This window comes from Hyphomicrobium sp. (genome assembly GCF_035548195.1).
In the GTDB taxonomy this organism is placed as follows: Bacteria; Pseudomonadota; Alphaproteobacteria; order Rhizobiales; family Hyphomicrobiaceae; genus Hyphomicrobium_B.
Genome location: NZ_DASZTY010000022.1, coordinates 98,517 through 118,271, shown reverse-complemented (window position 1 = coordinate 118,271; position 19,755 = coordinate 98,517). Strand labels below are relative to the sequence as shown.

The 19,755-nt window shown below is 58.5% G+C and carries 17 protein-coding genes; 5 read left to right on the top strand and 12 right to left on the bottom strand.

The features are described from left to right. Positions 1–19: 19 nt before the first annotated feature. Positions 20–1,765 carry a D-alanyl-D-alanine carboxypeptidase gene (locus tag VHB22_RS07695; protein ID WP_325456376.1) on the bottom strand — a complete coding sequence of 582 codons (1,746 nt, stop codon included), beginning with the start codon at positions 1,763–1,765 and terminating at the stop codon, positions 20–22. Positions 1,766–2,421: 656 nt separating this feature from the next. Here VHB22_RS07695 and clpS point away from each other — a divergent pair. Together clpS and clpA are read left to right on the top strand one after the other, a co-directional pair. Continuing rightward, positions 2,422–2,787: an ATP-dependent Clp protease adapter ClpS gene (gene clpS, locus VHB22_RS07690; protein WP_325456375.1), complete on the top strand. Its 366-nt coding sequence runs from the start codon at positions 2,422–2,424 to the stop codon at positions 2,785–2,787. A 7-nt stretch (positions 2,788–2,794) separates the two neighbouring features. Then, positions 2,795–5,245 carry an ATP-dependent Clp protease ATP-binding subunit ClpA gene (gene clpA / locus VHB22_RS07685; protein ID WP_325456374.1) on the top strand — a complete coding sequence of 817 codons (2,451 nt, stop codon included), beginning with the start codon at positions 2,795–2,797 and terminating at the stop codon, positions 5,243–5,245. Between the two features lie 67 nt (positions 5,246–5,312). Here the strand turns inward: clpA and VHB22_RS07680 are convergent, their stop codons facing one another. The 5 genes from VHB22_RS07680 to VHB22_RS07660 form a co-directional block, all read right to left on the bottom strand. Beyond that, a complete protein-coding gene (locus VHB22_RS07680; RefSeq protein ID WP_325456373.1) occupies positions 5,313–5,954 on the bottom strand; it encodes an SDR family oxidoreductase in 642 nt (213 codons plus the stop codon). Positions 5,955–6,029: 75 nt separating this feature from the next. Continuing rightward, entirely contained in the window at positions 6,030–6,452 is a 423-nt protein-coding gene (locus tag VHB22_RS07675) for an HIT family protein (protein ID WP_325456372.1), read from the bottom strand. A 47-nt stretch (positions 6,453–6,499) separates the two neighbouring features. Further along, a complete protein-coding gene (locus VHB22_RS07670) occupies positions 6,500–7,672 on the bottom strand; it encodes a GNAT family N-acetyltransferase (protein ID WP_325456371.1) in 1,173 nt (390 codons plus the stop codon). 128 nt (positions 7,673–7,800) lie between these two features. Next, on the bottom strand, positions 7,801–8,550 hold the full coding sequence (locus tag VHB22_RS07665; protein WP_325456370.1) for a glycerophosphodiester phosphodiesterase family protein: 750 nt from the start codon (positions 8,548–8,550) through the stop codon (positions 7,801–7,803). A gap of 4 nt (positions 8,551–8,554) precedes the next feature. Further along, complete coding sequence (locus VHB22_RS07660) at positions 8,555–9,016, bottom strand: RidA family protein (RefSeq protein WP_325456369.1); 462 nt, start codon at positions 9,014–9,016, stop codon at positions 8,555–8,557. A gap of 128 nt (positions 9,017–9,144) precedes the next feature. Here VHB22_RS07660 and VHB22_RS07655 point away from each other — a divergent pair, with 128 nt between their 5' ends. Continuing rightward, on the top strand, positions 9,145–10,017 hold the full coding sequence (locus tag VHB22_RS07655; protein ID WP_325456368.1) for a cell envelope integrity EipB family protein: 873 nt from the start codon (positions 9,145–9,147) through the stop codon (positions 10,015–10,017). A 17-nt stretch (positions 10,018–10,034) separates the two neighbouring features. Here the strand turns inward: VHB22_RS07655 and VHB22_RS07650 are convergent, their stop codons facing one another. Continuing rightward, positions 10,035–10,322, bottom strand: coding sequence for a DUF3572 domain-containing protein (locus VHB22_RS07650; RefSeq protein WP_325456367.1), 288 nt, complete (start codon positions 10,320–10,322; stop codon positions 10,035–10,037). 121 nt (positions 10,323–10,443) lie between these two features. Between VHB22_RS07650 and VHB22_RS07645 the strand changes: the two genes are divergently transcribed. Further along, the gene (locus VHB22_RS07645) at positions 10,444–10,878 is read left to right on the top strand and encodes a response regulator (RefSeq protein ID WP_325456512.1); all 435 of its coding nucleotides are present in this window, start codon (positions 10,444–10,446) and stop codon (positions 10,876–10,878) included. 29 nt (positions 10,879–10,907) lie between these two features. Then, a complete protein-coding gene (locus tag VHB22_RS07640) occupies positions 10,908–12,278 on the top strand; it encodes a PleD family two-component system response regulator (protein ID WP_325456366.1) in 1,371 nt (456 codons plus the stop codon). A 576-nt stretch (positions 12,279–12,854) separates the two neighbouring features. On the opposite strand, the gene rpmG is transcribed toward VHB22_RS07640, so the two are convergent. From rpmG to topA, 5 genes are all read right to left on the bottom strand, one after another. Beyond that, entirely contained in the window at positions 12,855–13,022 is a 168-nt protein-coding gene (gene rpmG / locus VHB22_RS07635) for a 50S ribosomal protein L33 (RefSeq protein WP_015598735.1), read from the bottom strand. Between the two features lie 76 nt (positions 13,023–13,098). After that, the gene (locus VHB22_RS07630; RefSeq protein WP_325456365.1) at positions 13,099–13,809 is read right to left on the bottom strand and encodes an NUDIX hydrolase; all 711 of its coding nucleotides are present in this window, start codon (positions 13,807–13,809) and stop codon (positions 13,099–13,101) included. A 17-nt stretch (positions 13,810–13,826) separates the two neighbouring features. Beyond that, the gene (locus VHB22_RS07625) at positions 13,827–14,285 is read right to left on the bottom strand and encodes a DUF983 domain-containing protein (RefSeq protein WP_325456364.1); all 459 of its coding nucleotides are present in this window, start codon (positions 14,283–14,285) and stop codon (positions 13,827–13,829) included. A 59-nt stretch (positions 14,286–14,344) separates the two neighbouring features. Beyond that, positions 14,345–16,639 carry a ribonuclease R gene (gene rnr / locus VHB22_RS07620; protein WP_325456511.1) on the bottom strand — a complete coding sequence of 765 codons (2,295 nt, stop codon included), beginning with the start codon at positions 16,637–16,639 and terminating at the stop codon, positions 14,345–14,347. Beyond that, positions 16,636–19,392: a type I DNA topoisomerase gene (gene topA / locus VHB22_RS07615; protein ID WP_325456363.1), complete on the bottom strand. Its 2,757-nt coding sequence runs from the start codon at positions 19,390–19,392 to the stop codon at positions 16,636–16,638. The genes rnr and topA overlap by 4 nt, the downstream gene beginning before the upstream one ends. Positions 19,393–19,755 lie beyond the last annotated feature (363 nt).

Below are 19,755 nucleotides of genomic sequence, written 5' to 3'. Positions count from 1 at the left end.
GACCTCGCAACGAAAGCCGTTAGTCTCCGGCCATCACGAAGCAATCGACGCCCTTGCTGCGAAGGGCCGTGCAGGTCGATGCGGCACGATCTGCATCGAATCCGGCAAAGCGTGCCCGGAAGATTTGATGCCCATTCTTCATCACCGGATGCGTAACCGATGGCATGCCTGCAAGAAGGCGCTGGGCGCGATCCTGTACGGAATTGAGCGCACGCTGGGCGTCTGCGATTGATCCGTACGCGCCGATTTGAACCTCGTAGTTGCCCGCCGATGCTCGAACCGCCATTTGCGGCTGACGATATCGTGATTGCGGATTTGCCGCTGGTGACGGGTTCGACCGCGCTTGGATTGCCCAAGCCTGGGCATTCAACGTAGAGGGCGGCAATCCTAACTGGCGAGGCTGAGAGCCGCCGGCGGGCTGTCCTCCCGGAGCCGTCCGAGCTTGGACCGGAGGCGGCGGTTGAAAGCGCTGTTGTGGCTGCGACTGAATGGGTGGCACGTAAGCTGCCATTTCGCGCGCCCGAGCAAATGCGGCGGGACCAGCCGCGGGGGCCGGGTGAGGGGTTTCGGGAACCCTGTCGGATGCGCCCAACATTTCCGCGCGTTTGCCAAGCCGCTCGGCGGCCGCGAGGAAAGCGGCATGCGAATTGCCTGCGGACGCGGTTTGAACCGTTTCACCATCGGGCGCCGCGTCGCTATCTGCCATATCCGTAGTCTGGTCGGGAGAGGCGGCAGGCGCTTTCATCAAGATGGGCACGTGCCGCACCTTGAAAATGTGGACCGGCGTTTCGCGGGCTTCGGCCGCAGCAACTTGGGACGGCTGAGGTGCGCTAGGAGCCCTTCTGGCCGACGCCGCAGCAATATTAGAGACGTTAGAAGAGCGTGATGCGCGCGCGGGAGCGGGTCTTGGTCCCGTCCCTGATCGTGCAACGAGCATGGGCCGGCGAGTTACGCGGGTTGACGCGCGCGTGAATGCTTTGGTGAGGAGGACACGCATTTCCGAATTTCGGGAAGCAGCCGTGCGGCCGCCGAAAACGACGCCGATCAAATGCCGCCGGCCCCGCCGCACCGATGTTACAAGGTTGAAGCCCGATGCGCGCGTATAGCCAGTCTTGATACCGTCGACGCCTGCGAACGTATTCAGCATCGTGTTGTGGTTGCGGTACGACTTCCCTCTGTATTTAAACGTGTGGGTCGAAAACACATGATAATAGCGGGGATAGTCGTCCATTAGGTGCAGCGCTAATGTCGCCATGTCGCGCGCCGTGGAGACGTGATCGTCGTTCGGAAGACCCGACGGATTTTCGAAGTGCGTCTTCATCATCCCGAGTTCGCGGGCTCGGGTGTTCATAAGCCGAACGAAATTGGCTTCGGTGCCCCCGACTTTTTCCGCGAGGGCGACGGCGATGTCGTTGGCGGACTTAGTAACGATCGCTTTGATGGCATCCGCGACCGAGATTTGTTCGCCCGGCTTGAGATCGAGCTTTGATGGGGCGACACTGGCCGCATTCTTGGAGATTGGGACCATGTCCGACATCTTGAGACGCCCACTTTGGAGTGTCTCGAACGTCAGATAAAGCGTCATCATTTTGGTGAGAGAGGCCGGATGACGAAGTGCGTCGGCGTCGTCGTTATGGAGAACCGCGCCCGTATTCGCGTCGATCACCAGCGCGGCATGTTTTTCGACACGAGCAAAAGCCTGCGCCGAAAATCCGGCGGCTAAAGTCATACCAAGGAGCGTAAACGCCAACGCCCGACGCAACACGGCGACATTCCCTCTGACCGCCAGAAAAGCGGTTCGTTTGACTGCCCAAATGCCGCAGGTTTGCCTTGTCGGCTCCCGCAACTTGTCCCCGGCCCGTCACCTGACGAGCAGAGCATTGTTTTTAGGCACCTTTTAGGCGCCGACAGTTGAGCCGGTCCTTCGGTGCTGGCCGAAAGTCTACCGGCGAGGGCCTGCATTAGCGTTAAAAAAACCGGTAAATATGGGGTTACGCGCTGTCTTGGTACCCAGGCGCGATTGTGGCGAAAATCATGCCGCCGATTGAGAAGCTTCCTGGCGCATGAAGCATCAAGGCTGCTGAGGGGGCGAGCAGCGCCGCTCGCGCAACGCCCGTCGGACGAGTTCAGATGAACGGGACCAGCGAGTACCGTAGAAATTCTTTTGCGTGGGCACGCCCCGTCGTTCAGGTCGTTCTGTTTTTTGTTCCGGTCCGTGCCTATATTACGAGACTGATTGGTGTGGGCGTTCCCTTGGATATTTGGCGAAACGCGCTAGTGGCTGTTTGGACGCGCATTTGGGCAGTGGAGCGTAGCTTTTCTGCCTCCCGCGCGTCCCTGATGCCGACTAGATTCCGGAGAAGGGAAGGATTCGGGATTTCGTCGAGGCGTAGGATGGCGGAGGAGCATAAAAAATTGCGCATGGCAGCGCTTATTCGGCTTGCAGGAAACAATGTGCCGAACGGGCCACGCCGGGATGACGGCGACAGCGATTCCAAGACCGGCATCGTCACCAAGACGCGCCCAAAAACGAAGAAGCCAAGCCTCTATAAGGTTCTGCTTCTCAACGACGACTTCACTCCAATGGAATTCGTGGTGCTCGTGCTGCAACGCTTCTTCAACAAGGGCCAAGAAGACGCAACGCGGATCATGCTGCACGTTCACCACAAAGGTGTCGGAATCTGCGGCGTCTACACATACGAGGTCGCTGAAACCAAGGTGACGCAGGTCATGGACTTTTCGCGCCAGCATGGCCACCCTTTACAGTGCACCATGGAGAAAGAGTAGGACTCGATTGACATCGCTCTCCAAAAATCTTGAAGCCTCGCTGCACCGTGCGGTGCAGTACGCCAACGTGCGCCACCACGAATTCGCGACGCTGGAGCATTTGCTGCTGGCCCTTGTCGATGATCGCGACGCGGCGGCGGTCATGCGTGCTTGCTCTGTCGATCTCGAACAGCTGCGTGCCCGCCTCATCGAGTATCTCGACACCGAGCTGAAACCCATTATCTCCAAGTCGGCGCGCGATGCCCACCCGACGAATTCGTTCCAGCGCGTCGTTCAGCGCGCGATCGTTCACGTGCAGACCTCGGGTCGCGAGGAAGTGACCGGCGCCAACGTGCTTGTCGGCATTTTCTCCGAGCGGGAAAGTCACGCCGCCTATTTCCTGCAGGAGCAGGAAATGACCCGCTTCGATGCCGTGCAGTACATCGCGCACGGTATCGCGAAGCGTCCCGGCATGTTTGAACCGCGGACCGTCCGCGGTGTCGATGAAGACGTCAACGCAACAGAAGGCGAAGAGAGAAAGCCCGGAGACGCCCTCAATACCTACTGCGTCAATCTCAATAAGAAGGCCCGAGACGGTAAGATCGACCCCCTGATCGGCCGCGAGCAGGAGGTTATGCGCACCGTGCAGGTGCTCTGCCGCCGCCAGAAGAACAATCCGCTGTTCGTTGGCGATCCGGGCGTTGGCAAGACGGCCATCGCCGAGGGCTTGGCGCGCAAAATCGTCGGTGGCCAGGTTCCCGACGTCTTGAAGGGCGCAACGATCTTCGCGCTGGATATGGGCGCGCTGCTTGCAGGAACCCGTTACCGCGGCGATTTCGAAGAACGCCTCAAAGCCGTGATGAAGGAAATAGAGGCCTTCCCGGGCGCGGTGCTTTTCATCGACGAAATCCACACCGTCATCGGCGCTGGGGCAACGTCCGGCGGGGCGATGGATGCGTCGAACCTCCTGAAGCCCGCGCTTCAGTCGGGCACTCTGCGCTGTATCGGTTCGACGACCTACAAGGAGTATCGCCAGCACTTCGAGAAGGACCGGGCGCTCGTCCGTCGCTTCCAGAAGATCGACGTCAAGGAGCCGACTGTCGAGGACGCAATCGATATTTTGAAAGGCTTGAAGTCCGTCTTCGAGGATTACCACAAAATCAAGTACACGAACGAAGCCATCAAGGCGGCGGTCGAGCTATCGGCTAAGTACATCCACGACCGCAAGCTGCCCGACAAGGCGATAGATGTGATCGACGAGACGGGCGCGTCGCAGATGCTGCTGCCGGAGGGCAAGCGGAAGCGAAAAATCACGACTAAAGAAATTGAGGCGACCGTCGCCGTAATGGCGCGGATTCCGCCGAAGACGGTCACCAAGAGCGATGCCGAGGTCATTGCCCATATCGACCGCGATTTGAAGCGGCTGGTGTTTGGGCAGGAGAAGGCGATTGAGGCTCTTTCGAGCGCGATCAAACTCGCGCGGGCCGGACTTCGCGAGCCGGAGAAGCCGATCGGCTGCTACCTGTTCTCGGGTCCGACCGGTGTCGGCAAGACCGAGGTTGCGAAACAACTCGCGAACCTGCTCGGCGTCGAGCTTCTGCGCTTTGACATGTCGGAATACATGGAGAAGCACACGGTTTCGCGTCTTATTGGTGCGCCGCCAGGCTATGTTGGTTTCGACCAGGGCGGCCTGCTGACAGACGGCATCGATCAGCACCCCCATTGCGTGCTGCTGCTCGATGAAATCGAGAAGGCGCATCCGGATCTGTTCAACATCCTGTTGCAGGTCATGGACCACGGTAAGCTCACCGATCACAACGGCAAATCGGTGGATTTCCGCAACGTCGTCCTGATCATGACGACGAATGCGGGCGCTGCCGACATGGCCCGGCCCCCGATGGGGTTCAATCGCTCGAAACGCGAAGGCGAGGACACCGAGGCGGTGACGAAGCTCTTCACGCCCGAATTCCGCAACCGGCTCGACGCGATCGTCCCGTTCTCTGGTTTGTCGCCGGAGATCATTGCGCAGGTCGTCGAAAAGTTCATCTTCCAGCTCGAAGCGCAACTTGCCGATCGCAGCGTTTCGATCGAGTTGTCGGATGAGGCGACGCGCTGGTTGGCGGAGAAGGGTTACGACGAAAAGTTCGGCGCCCGCCCGCTGGCACGTGTAATTCAAGAGCATATCAAGAAGCCGCTCGCTGAGGAGCTGCTATTCGGTAAGCTTGAAAACGGCGGCACGGTGAAAGTGCTCGTGAAGGGCAAGGGAGAAGATCGCGCGCTTGCCTTCGACTTCCTCCCGCTCGATCCGTCGAAGCGGGCTAAGTCGCCGGAGGAAGAGGATACGGACGACGATGGTCCGCAGCCTGTCCTCGCCGACGCAACGCCGAAGAAGGCATTGCCGGGTCCGAAGGAGAAGGGCGACAAGCCGAAGGAATCGGGCGCCGTTCCAAGCGTGCCGCGCAAAAAGAAAGACGAGTAGCGAAACCGACGAATGTGATTGAACTGGAAAGAGCGCAGCGTGAGCCGCGCTCTTTTCGTTTGGTGCGCTAATCGACCAGCAGCGGAGTCTTTCCGATCAATGTCGGATCGTCGAAATGCTTGATGAGAAAATCGGCGACATCGGCGCGCGAAATCAAGCCGCCGCACCAGTCCTTCATTTCAGTCAGGACCTTATAGCGACCCGTAGCCGGTTTGTTTGTGAGCAGGCCGGGCCTGACGATGGTCCAGTCGAGATTGCTCTTCATCACCATGTCTTCAGCCACATCCTTGTCGTTATAGACCCGCTGCAGCATGAGCGGAAAAATCAGATTGTCGTAGAGGACGTTGATGCGGCCACGGCTGTTTCCGGCTCCAGCGCCCGTCACCATCAGCAAGCGGCGAACCCTCGCATCTTGCATGGCGTCGACCAGGACGCGGGTCGAGTCGGAAAATAGCGTCGTGCCAAAGATCAAGTCTGACGGATTGGTCGAGCCGACGGCGTAAATAGCCGCGTCGACGCCTTGCACTGCGGCGGCAACCTCGCCGCGAACGCGCGCATCGCCCGTGATTTTAGTAAGCTTCGGATCGGTAAGGTCAATCGTCGGAGCCGAACGAGCAAAGGCGCGCACTTGATGGCCTGCGGCAAGTCCGGCCTTCACCGTCTCAAGCCCAACACCGTGGCTAGCACCGATAACCAGGATCAAGGCCATAAAGGTGATCCTCCGCTACGCAATGTCACCCGAAGCCTAGCAGACGCCTAGACCGAAGCCGAGCCGCATATGCAATTACGCATCGAGCGCCGCTTTTAGCTTCTCTGCATTAGCAGCAAGAACCGTCCCCTCTTCCATATTCCGCGCATGCGTTTTGAGCGGCTGGCCATCATAACGCGGAATGACATGGAAATGCAGGTGAAAAACGGTTTGCCCGCCGGCGGTCTCGTTGAATTGCGCGATGCTGACGCCATCGGCACTGAACGCCGCCTTTGCGGCAATGGCCACTTTCTGAACAAGCGAAATAATCTTCGCGAGCACAGCCGGATCAGCGTCGAGCAGATTGCGGGACGGAACTTTCGGTAACACGAGCGCATGTCCCGGAGATTGCGGCATCACATCCATGAAGACGATCGCGTCCGCGTCCTCATAGACTTTGTGGCACGGAATTTCACCGCGCAGGATTTTCGCGAAGATATTGCTCTGATCATAGGACATGATGTTCGCCCGATATCTGCCCGCACGTCCGGCGATCCGCACGTGCCCTAACTATCGTCTTTGCGATAGGGCCCGCTCTCGGTCAAGTCGGCGGAATATTGGGTCACCATCTCGCGCTCCTGCTTCAGGAAGCGCTCAACGGCGCGGCGCAGGCTCGGGTCGGCGAGCCAGTGCGCGGAATATGTCTCGACGGGAAGATAGCCGCGCGCCAGCTTGTGCTCGCCCTGTGCGCCAGCTTCGACGCGGGCAAGCTTATTCTGGATCGCGAAATCGATGGCCTGATAATAGCAGACCTCGAAGTGCAAGGCCGGGTGATGTTCGACGGCACCCCAGTAGCGCCCATAGAGACAATTGCCGCCGATCAAGTTCAATGCCCCCGCGATGTACGCGCCGCCACGCTTCGCTAAAACGAGCAGACAGCGATCGGGCATTACCTGGCCGAGTTTCGAGAAAAATGCGCGATTGAGATATGGCCGTCCCCACTTCCGGTTTCCGGTATCCATGTAGAATTTGTACATCGCATCCCAATGCGCTTCACTAATCGCGCGGCCGGTTACGTGCTCAATTTCTATGCCCGGCGCGACTGCGGTCTGGCGTTCCTTACGAATTGCCTTCCGCTTGCGCGACGCGAGTGTCGCGAGAAAATCGTCGAACGTCGCATAGCCCTGGTTTTGCCAATGAAACTGTTGACCGACCCGCGTCAGAAATCCGAGGGCGCGCAAGCGCTCGGCCGTATCGGCCGAAAGAAACGTCAGATGAACCGACGACAGTCCGCCCTGCCGCACAACCTCGACAGCAGCGGCCGCGAGTAGTTGCTCGTCGGCATTGGCGCGCGGACCTGGCTTTACGAGAAGTCGCGGACCGGGAACGGGTGTGAACGGAACCGCGATCTGCAATTTGGGATAATATCGGCCACCGGCCTGCTCGTAAGCGTCCGCCCAGCCATGATCGAACACGTATTCGCCCTGGCTGTGAGATTTGAGATAGGCCGGCGCAGCGGCAGTCACGTTTCCGGAATCGTCTTCGAGAACGAGATGGCGCGGCAGCCAGCCCATCCGGGGGCCGACGCAGCCTGAATCCTCCAGCGCATTGAGAAATGCATGGCTCACGAAGGGATTGAACGTCGCCGCATCCGGGTTCGCGCAACCGTCCCATTGCGCACTATCGATAGCGGCAATGGAAGTGACGAGCTTGACGACGGCGTCCGAAGATGTCGGCATGGGGCCTGATGATGAACCGAGCAAAGCGAGTTTATGCAACTCCTCGCCGCAATATCCAAGCGGCCGGAGGACACATCAGATCTGCTTAAGTACAGTCCAATAGCTCGCGTCGATTTGACAGACCGGGTTTAGGGTTCGAAACCTTCAAAAATCATCGCATCGGCCCAATTGGCAGCGATCTTGCGCTGTTTTGCGGTCCGCACCGTCCATGTGAAGAGGGGCAATCCCTGAACCTTACGCGCGTATTCCGTCACCGGCGTCGGCAAGGCATTCACGTCGTAAGCATAGAAATCGGGCGCGACGGACCCGGACTCCAACAAGTCACGCAGTGATGCTGCGCGCTTACGCCCAATGCATCGCGACCACCAACCGCTGCCTCTGTAGCTCCCGGAGACGATCCCACGCGGCACATCCGGCGCGAGCACTTTGATGGCGATCATGACGGCGGGATCGAAGGACATCAAAGCAAGCGGACCTTTGTACGCGGAGGCGGCCGCTGCAATCTTGCTCAGAAATGACTCCTGTGGCGGCTCCCATTCGCTCTTGATCTCGATGAGTAGGGGCGTACGTCCGCGCACGAGATCGAGCAACTCAACGAACGTCAGAATCGGAGCGCCGCCCACGCGATGCCGAAGCACTTTAAGGTCGCGCTCGGCGATCGTTGCGACCGGACCGCGGCCCTTAACGAGACGCTCCAGTGTTTCATCGTGAAAGACGATCGGCAGACCGCCAGCCGCCGGACGAACATCGCACTCGATGCCGTAGCTCTTTGCGATCGCAGCCTCGAACGCGGGGCCAGTGTTTTCGATAAGAGCACGCCTCGCGTCGTGCAATCCGCGATGTGCGACCGGACGTAGGAATGCAGCGCGGTCAAACATTGTGTCAGCGGATTTTCAAAATGGCGTCGATCTCGACTGCAGTGCCGAGAGGAAGGCTCGCGACACCTACCGCAGACCGCGTATGGCGGCCGGCATCGCCAAGGACGGCAACGAGAAAATCGGACGCACCGTTAATCACTACAGGATGATCCGAAAAACCCGGCGCCGATGCCACAAACCCGGTCAGACGCAAAACTTGGGCTATGTGATCCAAATTGCCGAGAGCGGCCTTCGCCTGAGCGAGAATGTTGAGAGCGGCATGGCGCGCCGCCGATTTTCCGTCCTCGACCGAAAGATCCGCCCCGAGCAAGCCAGTGATCACCCGGCCTGCGTCGTCCTTTGCGATTTGTCCCGATATGAAAAGCTGATCGCCGCAGACGAGGTAAGGAACATAATTCGCGACGGGTTGCGGCGCCTCTGGTAGTTTCAGCCCAAGCTCTGTAAGCCGCTGTTCGGCGGTTGTCATTGCATTTCACCCCGTTTTATCGGTTTCGCGGGCGAGCTTTGGCGGTGGCGGCGCCTCTTTGCAATGCCTTTATTGAACCATTAGATTGTCCCTTCAGGAAACCCGTTAGGGAAAGAGAGCAAAGGCCGATGACCAGCCGCTTCGAAAAATATGTCTGGAGCCTGTTTGCTGGGTTCGCGGGGTTGCTCGTGAGCTTTTCGGCTTCGGCCGCCGACGCTGTTCATTTCGCTCCACACCGCGCGGTCTACGAACTGTCGCTCGAAAACTCGACCGCGGGCTCGGGCGTGTCCGGCGTTACGGGCCGCATGGTCTATGAACTCAACGGCTCACCCTGTGACGGATATACGCAAAACATGCGCTTCGTGACGGTGATGACCAACCAAGAAGGAACGGAAACACTAAGCGATCTCCGCAACTCGAGCTGGGAAGACGCCAACGGCAAGAAGCTGAGGTTTTCCTCGACACAATATCAAAACGACGAATTGGCGGATTCCAGTCAGGGCGATGCCGCACGCTCGAAAGGACCGACACCCGTGGTCGGCGTCGATCTGACGAAGCCGTCGAAGAAACGTGTTTCGCTTCCGAACGATATCTACTTTCCGATGCAGCACGCCTCGACGCTCGTGCAGGCCGCCAAGAATGGCGTCCATCTCTTTATGGCAAATCTCTATGATGGTTCGGAAAAGGGTGAGAAATATTATCTGACGAGCACAGCGATTGGAAACGAATACGCGCCGGGGACGAAACCGTTGTCGCCGGCATTCAAGGGGTCCGATAAGCTTGCGGGCGTCGCGTCCTGGCCGATGTCGATCAGCTATTTCGATGCTGGAAAAGACAAGGAAGATCAGCTTCCGGCCTACGAGCTTTCGTTCCGCTATTTTGAGAACGGCGTCACGAGCAATCTCAAGATCGATTATGGCGAATTCGCAATTAAAGGCGAGCTGAAAGAGTTGACCTTCCTCGATTCCGGCAAATGCCCGGCCAACGCAAGCGCGCACTAGAGAACGCAACGCACCTTTCAGTCGGCCATGCCGGTTATAAGGGTATGAGCGTGCCCTATGGATGCCGGGTCGATCGCCGCTTCCTGTGAGAACGCGAGCAGTAGGCTCTCGTCGCGCATCAGATAATCGAGCACCGCACCTTGAAACTCAGCAGTATTTGCCTCCGCTCGAATCTGCCCCGGCTCAATGCCGGTCAGGGAAAGAAAGCGGCTCAAGCGCTGGGCATCGGCTGCGAGATAGGCAAAGGCCTGCAACGCAATTGTTTCTGCACAATCCTTGTCAAGGCGGCTCCGGGATCGTTGCATTTTCGCTCCATCCGATGCAGGTCGTTAACTGTTGGTTACGGCTTTTCGCGCCAAAGTGGTTCGATGGATCAGCGGAGAATCGGTGCACAAACTGCCCAAGGGGAGCATCGAGGCGGTTGGCATGACCTATCAGGAATCTAGATCCGGCGTCGAGAGACGCGGGGCAGACCCGCGGCTCGCGGCTCAGTCTGTTCTGATCGTCGAAGATAACGAGCTGAATATGAAGCTCTTCAACGACCTTCTCTCGGCGCATGGATACAAGACGATTCAGACACGCAGTGGCTTCGAGGCGCTTGAACTCGCACGCAAGCATCGCCCGGATTTGATTTTGATGGATATTCAACTTCCCGAAGTCTCCGGTCTCGAAGTGACTAAATGGCTGAAGGACGATGACGATCTCTGTCGCATTCCGATCGTGGCCGTAACGGCGTTCGCCATGAAAGGCGACGAGGAACGGATCAGATCCGGTGGTTGCGAAGCCTACGTCTCCAAACCGATTTCCGTGATGTCTTTTCTCGATACCGTTCGGAAGTTTATCGGGCCTTCGAAATCATAGAAGCTGCCCTCTCGCATGACTGAAGCTCAATGACCGCGCGCGTCCTCGTCGTCGATGATATCCTGGCTAATGTGAAGCTTCTCGAGGCAAGGCTTCAGGCTGAGTATTTCGAGGTACTGACGGCAAACGGCGGCCAGCAGGCGCTGGACCTGCTGGAGCGCGAAAGCGTCGATGTCGTCCTCCTCGACGTCATGATGCCGGGGATGGACGGGTTTGAAACCTGTCGGCGCATCAAAGCCGGACATGCGACGCACCACATCCCCGTTGTCATGGTAACGGCTCTGGACCAACCCTCGGACAAGGTGCTGGGACTGGAAAGCGGCGCCGACGATTTTCTCACCAAGCCCGTCGACGACATCGCACTGGTGACTCGCGTTAAGAATCTCGCTCGCCTCAAAATGCTCAACGACGAGATGATGATGCGCGCGTCGACGGGTAAGGAGATGGGGATTCCCGACGATGGCTCCTTTGCGCGTGCGTTATCGGCGCGCTCGGGACGAGTCCTTCTCGTCGACGACAATCCGCGCTCTGCGTCTCGCTTGCTCGAAGTGTTGTCCAAGGCCAATGACTCGTTCGCCGAACGCGATATCCAGGCCGCATTGAATAAGTTAGCCGAGAGCAACTTCGATCTGCTGGTCGTGAGCCTTTCGCTGGAAAACGCGGACGGGTTGCGGCTTTGCTCTCAGGTCCGTTCGCTGGAGCGCACGCGTCATCTGCCGGTAATCATGCTTGTAGAGCCAGGCGACGAAGCGCGCTTGCTGCGCGGCCTCGACATGGGCGTCAACGATTACCTAATGCGTCCGGTCGACCGTCACGAGCTGCTCGCGCGTGTCAAGACGCAGATCAAGCGCAAACGTCATTCTGATTTCCTTCGCCATCGACTTGCCGAAAGCGTCGAACTGTCCGTCACCGATCCGCTGACCGGTTTGCATAATCGGCGCTATATGGAAGGCCATCTCAGGACGCTCGTCGCGGAGGCAATCCGCACGAACCGCAGCCTGTCGATGCTGGTCGCCGACATCGATCATTTCAAAGCGGTCAACGACACCTACGGTCATGATGCTGGTGACGAGGTCCTCAAAGAATTTGCCGTCCGTCTCAAGCGGAACACGAGAGGCGTTGACTTGGCGTGCCGTCTGGGAGGCGAAGAGTTCGTGATCATCATGCCCGAGACCGACCTCGAGCGCGCCTATCAGATCGGAGAGCGTCTGCGCGCCGGCATCGCTGCGGAGGAGTTTCCGATTGGCGGGGATAGGACGGTCCGCGTGACGGCGAGCGTAGGTATCGGAACGCTTGAGGCGCCGGATGACACGCCAGAAACCATGTTCAAGCGTGCGGACAGTGCGCTTTACACGGCAAAGCGTCGTGGCCGCAATCGTGTAGTTGCCGACGCAGCTTAAACGTCGATCGATAAGACCTGCTTGCTTTTCCCTTCGCGTCGTCTCCGCCCAGTATGCGCCGGAGGGGGGAACGGCTCACCAAAAAATCATTATTCGTCAGACGGTTGGTCAGATTCGTAGGATGCGCGAATCGCCAAATGTTGCCAATTGATCACTGGTAAAGCAGTTCTTGCTTTCCGCACCGTTATCTGGCACCAAAGAGCCGATTGACAGGGGAACAATGCAAGAAATCGAAATCTTTACGTCGTCTTGCGTCGGCATAGCTCGACGACGTCGTAAGTTCCCGCGCTACCGGGCCCGCCGCATAGCTCGGTAGAGTGGGGATGGATCGATCCGAGTGACCACACGAGTGGCCTCCTCGAACGGTTGCAGAGGGTCGATCGTGAAGCTGGGTGAGGAACAACGCCCTCTTTGAACTTCACCCGGTTGTGGCCAGGGTCGCGAAGCTGTCTCGGAACGATTTACCCCGCTGCCGAGTTTGCTTTCAGCCCTGGCCACTTTATCTGCGCGGCGAGGGCGGAATTTCCCGGGACGGGTCGGAACAAGCAGCTTGCTCGGTAGAGCCGATTCGGCGACCTACTTAATCTTCGTTTCCTTAAACTCGACGTGCTTGCGCGCGACGGGATCATATTTCTTAAAAACGAGCTTTTCAGTCGACGTGCGAGGGTTCTTCTTGGTCACGTAGAAGAAGCCCGTTCCCGCGGACGACAACAGCTTAATCTTCTGAGTAATAGGCTTTGCCATGGATCACGCTTGGAAGAAAAATGCGCCGAAATGCTTCGGCGACGGAGCGGGCAACATACGCGCGAACTTGCAGCTGTCAAGGTGGTGCGGGTGTTAGAGTGCACGAGATGAGGGTGCGCTGAAAGCCGCAGGCATTCTGATAATAAAAAGGCAGATTTTCCGAAGCAAAATCCGCAGCTTCGTGATCGCATGCGAGCCGGCGCGCAACGTCGTTCAGGACAAGTCGCGTAATATTTGGCAGATCGAGCCTGCGAGCGTTGTCGAGCGTAAACCAATCGAGATCGAGCAACTCGCCGTCGGGGAGAGATTGTGCGGCCGCAAGCGCACGTCTCCTCGCCATGAAGAACCAGGTGTCATAGCGGCGTACGCGCCCGGGCGGTGTTATTGCCCGTGCCAATGGCACCAACCACGCCGGAACCGGAACGTAACGGGCGTCAGCAAACCCGCGCCAACCATCTGGAACGTCGAAGTCAGTTGATTTCTCGCGCCCTATGATAAGACCTGCTTCTTCCCAAAGCTCGCGTATAGCAGCGAGCGTGAAGGGACGAATCTCGGGAGCCAAATCTTCCGGACGGTAGTCCCACGGCAGCTCCGTCGCCAATCTGAGGTCGCAGGTATCGACGCGACCTCCGGGAAAAACCCATTTTTCCGGCAGAAAGACCTGGTTGGCATGCCGACGCCCCATAAGCAGCTTCGGCTCTGCTTCGCTGTCATCCACGACCACGACACATGCCGCATCGCGAATAGGTTCCCGGCGTGCCTCGGGCTCGGACGGATGCTCGTTCATTCCATCCCGCGACGCGTTCAGGACGTGGCTTCGTTGGGAGAAGGTGGAAGGTCGGAAAGGCTGCGCTCATCGAATGATGGATTGCCGAAGCCGTGCATACGTAACGCCCATTGATAGCCAATGAGGGTACCCTTCACGCGCGGCAGCAACCAAAGACTGAGCAGTGTAGCCGCAGGTAGCCAGATCGCGAGTTCAACCCAGGCGGGCGGCGAAAACATCTTCTCGGTCACCAGAATGCCGCTCACGATGACGTGCGCCGTGATCGTCATAACGAAATACGGCGGCGCGTCATCGGCGCGTTGATGGAATAATTCCGTGCCGCACTTCGGGCAGCAATCGTTGACCTTGAGGTATTTGCCGTAAAGTGAACCGCTACCGCAGCTCGGGCATTTCTGTTGCCAGCTACGCTTGAGCGATTGCCAAACGTCCCGTCGGGGGAGATCGTCAGGGGTGGATTCTTGGGCAAACTGAGACATGGTCATCATCATGTGCGGTCTGACGGCGGGTGTTCAAGGTAAAACCGGCCCGTGCGACCCTATCTCCTCTGGCGCGATTTGCCGAATTTTTTGTTCCGGAGACCTTTGCGGCCAATATTGAGTGCAGCGAAATTGCCACGTGACGCCGGAGTCAGCATTTCAAACCGTAGCGCGCCTGCAGAAGGAATTGCCTCAAGCAGGCGCACGTCCACCGCATCGCCGAGACGATAACCCGCACCCGTCCGCGCCCCGACCAGCGCGTGCGCGGCCTCGATGTGATGGTAATAGTCGTCCCCGAGGCTCGAAATAGGAATGTAACCGTCTGCGCCGGTATCTCTAAGCCGCACGAACAAGCCGGACCGCGTGACACCCGCGATACGCGCCGCAAATGTCGCCCCGATCCGATCTGCTAAGTGAGCAGCAATGAGACGGTCGGCCGTCTCGCGCTCGGCCGCCATGGCGCGGCGTTCGGTGTCGGAAATGGATTTAGCTACACTCGCCAGTCGCGAAATTTCGTCGTCCGTAAGACCATCCTGACCAAGATTAAGGGCACGGATGAGGGCACGGTGAACGATCAGATCGGCGTAGCGCCGGATCGGCGACGTGAAATGCGCGTATCGCACTAAATTCAAGCCGAAATGACCGATGTTCTTCGGTGCATATTCGGCCTGTGATTGGGAGCGCAGGATAACCTCGCTGATGAGGTCCGGCACCGGCAGATCCTTGGCCTGGTCAAGCACCTTGTTGAAAGCTTCGGGCTTCAATGCGCCCGCATGCGGCACCTTCATATCGAGTGTTTCGAGAAAATCTCGGAGGCCCTTCAATTTCTCCGCGCTAGGCGCATCGTGCACGCGATAGACGAGCGGCAGTTTTTTCTCTTCGAGAGTTTCGGCAGCGGCAACGTTCGCCTGAATCATGAATTCTTCGATCAGCCGATGAGCGGCAAGCCGCTCCGGCGTGACTACCCGCGCAACCTGCCCCTTTTCGTCGAGTACGATCCTGCGCTCAGGGAGATCGAGATCGAGCGGTCCTCGTTTGTCTCTCGCCTCCGCGACGGCCTTGTACGCCGCCCAAAGCGGCGTTAGCGCAGTCTCCATCAGCGGCAAACATTTATCTGAAGGTTGCCCATCGATGGCCGCCTGCGCCTCCTGATAGGAGAGCTTGGCGGCAGACCGCATCATCGCGCGGATGAAGGTATGACCGCGCTTTTCGCCATGCCGGTCGAAGACCATCCGCACTGCCAGGCAAGCACGTTCTTCGCCTTCTCGCAGAGAGCAAAGATCGTTCGAGATTTTTTCCGGCAGCATCGGCACGACGCGATCCGGAAAGTACACAGAATTGCCCCTGAGCTGGGCTTCGCGGTCTAACTTCGAGCCGGGCCTGATGTAATGCGCAACGTCCGCGATCGCGACCGTGACGATAAAACCGCCTTCATTCTTCGGATTAATGTCCGGCTCTGCATGCACCGCGTCGTCGTGGTCGCGAGCATCGATCGGGTCGATTGTCAGCAACGGAAGCGAGCGCAGGTCTTCGCGCCCGTCCATCGTCGGCGGCGTAAGATGTTCGCACTCTTTGAGCACGCTTTCCGGAAATTCCTCTGGAATGCCATGCGCGTGAACGGCAATGAGCGAGATTTGCCGCTGATCGTCTGGATTGCCTAAGCTTTCGACAATCTTCGCGCGGGGAGTCGCAAAGCGTCCATGGCGCGCAAGCTCAAACCGCACGAGATCGCCGTCGCTCGCATTACCAAGGTCGTCTGGTAGGATGTTCCAGCTCTTCAATTCCTTACGATCGATCGGCTCGATCGTGCCACCGCCGCGTTTCGAAGCCCGGAAAATACCGAGTAGCCGCCGCTTTTCTCGCGGCAACTTCTTGATCGGCGTCGCCTCGTAGGCGGCACCGCCGCCGCGCGGTAATTTCGTGAGCTTGGCCAGCACGCGGTCGCCGATACCAATGTCGTTTTCGGATCCGCGCCCCGAAAGCGAAACCCGTACCAGTGGTCGCTTCCCGTCCTCCTCGCGCCATTGTGTCGGCTTTGCGATCAAGTCGCCGTCGTCATCTCGTCCTGTGATTTCGATTGTCGTGACGGGCGGCAGCTTGCCCTTCTCGCGGAGACGCTTTTTATCGCCCGCAAGCGTGCCGTCATCGGCCATTTCCGCAAGAAGGCGCTTGAGCGCGATGCGTGCCCCGCCCGACACCCCGAACGCGCGCGCAATCTCGCGCTTTCCGGTTTTCCCTTGGGCGGAATTCAGGAATTCGAGGATCTGCTCTTTGCTCGGCAGTCCGCCATTGGCGGGAGCGCGCGCCGCTGCTGATTTGCCGGTCGGCGGCGCGCCTCGTGATTTCTGCTTCAGGCTTTGGCCTTTGCGAGTTTTTTGGTTGCCGGTTTGGCCGCAGCAGCTTTCTTCGCGGGCGCAGCTTTTTTTGCAGCGGACTTCGAGGCTTTCCGAGGAGCCGATGTCTCGTCCTTTACAACCTTAGCTGGTTTCGTCGCTTTCGGGCGGGCCGCGCGCGACGTCTTGGATTTCTTCCCGCCGCCGTTGGCAATGCGCTCTGCGATCAGTGCAACCGCTTCATCGAGCGTAATCGCGGCCGGGTCTTTGCCGCGCGGGACCGTGGCGTTGACCTTGTTGTGGGTGACATAAGGCCCATAACGCCCTTCCAGCACCTGCACAGGCCCGCCTTCGCTTGGGTGTTCCCCGAGTTCTTTCAGCACCTTCGGCGCGCTCCGCTGGAAGCGGCTCTTGCCGCCACCTGCGCGTTTTTCGGCGATCAGCGCCACGGCCCGATTGAGACCGACGGTGAAGACATCCTCAATGCTTTCGAGGTTGACGTATGTTTTCGCGCCATCCTTTTCGTGCAGGATGAACGGTCCAAAGCGCCCGAGGCCAGCCGTGATCATCCCGCCTTCATCAGGATGTTCTCCGACGTCGCGAGGCAGCGACAAGAGCTGCACGGCCTTTTCGAAATCGAGCGTTGCGGCGTCGATCCCCTTCGGAATGCTGGACCGTTTCGGCTTCTCGTCGCCTTCGGCTTCGCCAAGCTGAACATAAGGACCGAACCGGCCCGTACGGAGCGTCACGGCAACACCATCGTCCGTGTAACCGAGCACCTTGCCGTCGAGCGCCGCTTCGCCGTTGTCGCTTTGAGTGAGCTGCCGCGTGTAGTTGCAATCCGGATAGTTTCCGCAGCCGATGAATGCGCCATACTTGCCCGAAATTTTCAGGCTCAGCCGACCTTGCCCGCATTTTGGGCAGAGACGCGGATCGCTGCCGTCGCCCTTATCGGGAAAGACATGCGGCCCGAGCATTTCATTCAGGGCTTCGAGAACGTCGCCGACGCGCAGATCTTTGATCTCGCCCACCGAGGCAATGAATTGCCGCCAGAAATCCCGTAGCACTTCCTTATATGCAAGCTCGTCGTTCGAGATGAGATCGAGCTTTTCTTCCAAGTCCGCCGTGAAATCATACTCCACATAGCGTTTGAAGAAGCTCTCTAGGAACGCGATGACAAGGCGTCCCTTATCTTCCGGGACGAGCCGCTTTTTCTCGATCCGTACGTAATCGCGATCGACCAGCACGGCCATCGTCGACGCATAGGTGGATGGCCGCCCGATGCCGAGCTCTTCCATGCGCTTGACGAGCGTCGCTTCGGAAAAACGCGGCGGCGGCTGCGTGAAGTGCTGATCGGCGCTGATTTCTTTGTCCTTCAACCGATCGCCTTCTGCGAGCGGCGGCAGTCGGCGGCTATCCTCATCATCGTCGGACGTGTCGTCCTTGCCCTTATCGATATAGCGGAAGCGGTCATCGCGGCCTTCCTCGTAGACCTTGAGAAAACCGTCGAACAACAGAACGGAGCCGTTGGCGCGCAGTCCGTAAGTTTTACCGTCGCTGCCTTTGGCCTCGATCTCGACCGCCGTCTGCTCCAAATCGGCAGGCGCCATTTGGCTCGCGACCGCGCGCTTCCAAATAAGATCGTAAAGTGCAGCCTGATCCTTTTCGAGGTATTTGCGAACCTGATCGGGCGTCCGCCGCGGATCGGTCGGGCGGATCGCCTCGTGCGCTTCCTGTGCGTTTTTGGCTTTCGTTTTGTATTCGCGCGCAAACGGCGTGTAGTTCTTCCCGAACTGAGCCGAGATCACGTCGCGGATTTGACTCACGGCTTCAGGCACGATCTGCACGCCGTCGGTTCGCATATAAGTAATGAGACCGACCGTCTCGCCGCCGATATCGACGCCTTCATAAAGGCGCTGTGCAATTTGCATCGTCTGCTTAGCGGAGAAGCCAAGCTTACGGGATGCATCCATCTGCAATGTCGAAGTGGTGAACGGCGGGTATGGGTTGCGCTTGGCCGCCTTCTTTTCGATCGAGACGACACGGAAGTCTCGCCCTTCGAGCGCGGATTTGATGGCAGTCGCCGTCGCCTCGTCTTTAATATCCAGCTTCTTCAAAGCTGAACCGTCGATGGCAACGAGCCGTGATTTGACGTCGTCGCCTTCCGCAGTCGTCAGTAAAGCTTCGATCGTCCAATATTCGTCGGTCTTGAAGGCTTCGATCTCGGCCTCGCGATCGCAGACCAGCCGCAAGGCCACTGACTGCACGCGCCCGGCGGAACGGGCGCCTGGCAATTTTCGCCAAAGCACCGGCGAAAGCGTGAAGCCGACGAGATAGTCGAGCGCACGGCGCGCCAGATAAGCGTCAACCAGGGGTCCGTCGATCTTCCGCGGCTCCTTCAGCGCCGCCAGGATCGATTGCTTGGTAATGGCGTTGAAGGCGACGCGCTCAACCTCGGTCCCCTTCTTGAGGGCCTTCTTATTGTTGAGGATCTCCAGGATATGCCAGGAGATGGCCTCGCCTTCCCTGTCGGGGTCGGTCGCAAGAATGAGCTTGTCGGCTTTTTTGACCGCCTCGGCGATCTCGCGGATGATTTTCTGGGACTTGCCATCGACTTCCCAGTGCATGTTGAAGTCGTGGTCGGGCTCGACCGAGCCGTTCTTGGCAGGCAGGTCTCGCACGTGTCCGTAGGACGCGATGACTTTGTAACCCGAACCGAGATATTTGTTGATCGTCTTGGCCTTAGCGGCAGATTCGACGATAACGACGTTCATGTAGGGGCCCTTCGCTCCTGGACTCTCTGGCCTCCGAGGTAGGCCGAGTATATGTGGGGCTTGCATTTATGGCCGCGTAGCGGGCCGGGAACATGGTTGATCGCCGCAGCGGTGTCAAATGGCGGATATTTCAAGCTAAAGTTGATTAATTTACATATTGCAACTAATAAGAGAATAAGTTAGCGTCCGCCCGTCGCTGTAATGAGGCTCATCGTGAGGAAATTACACGGGCTCCCCGAAGCTGAGACGTATACACAATCTCTCGATTCCGAACGACGCGAGCGTTTGGAATATCTGGCGGATTTGTTGAGCGAGCTTCAATCGCTCGCTGAGCGAGAGGGGTGTGCGAGGCTCCCCGATTTG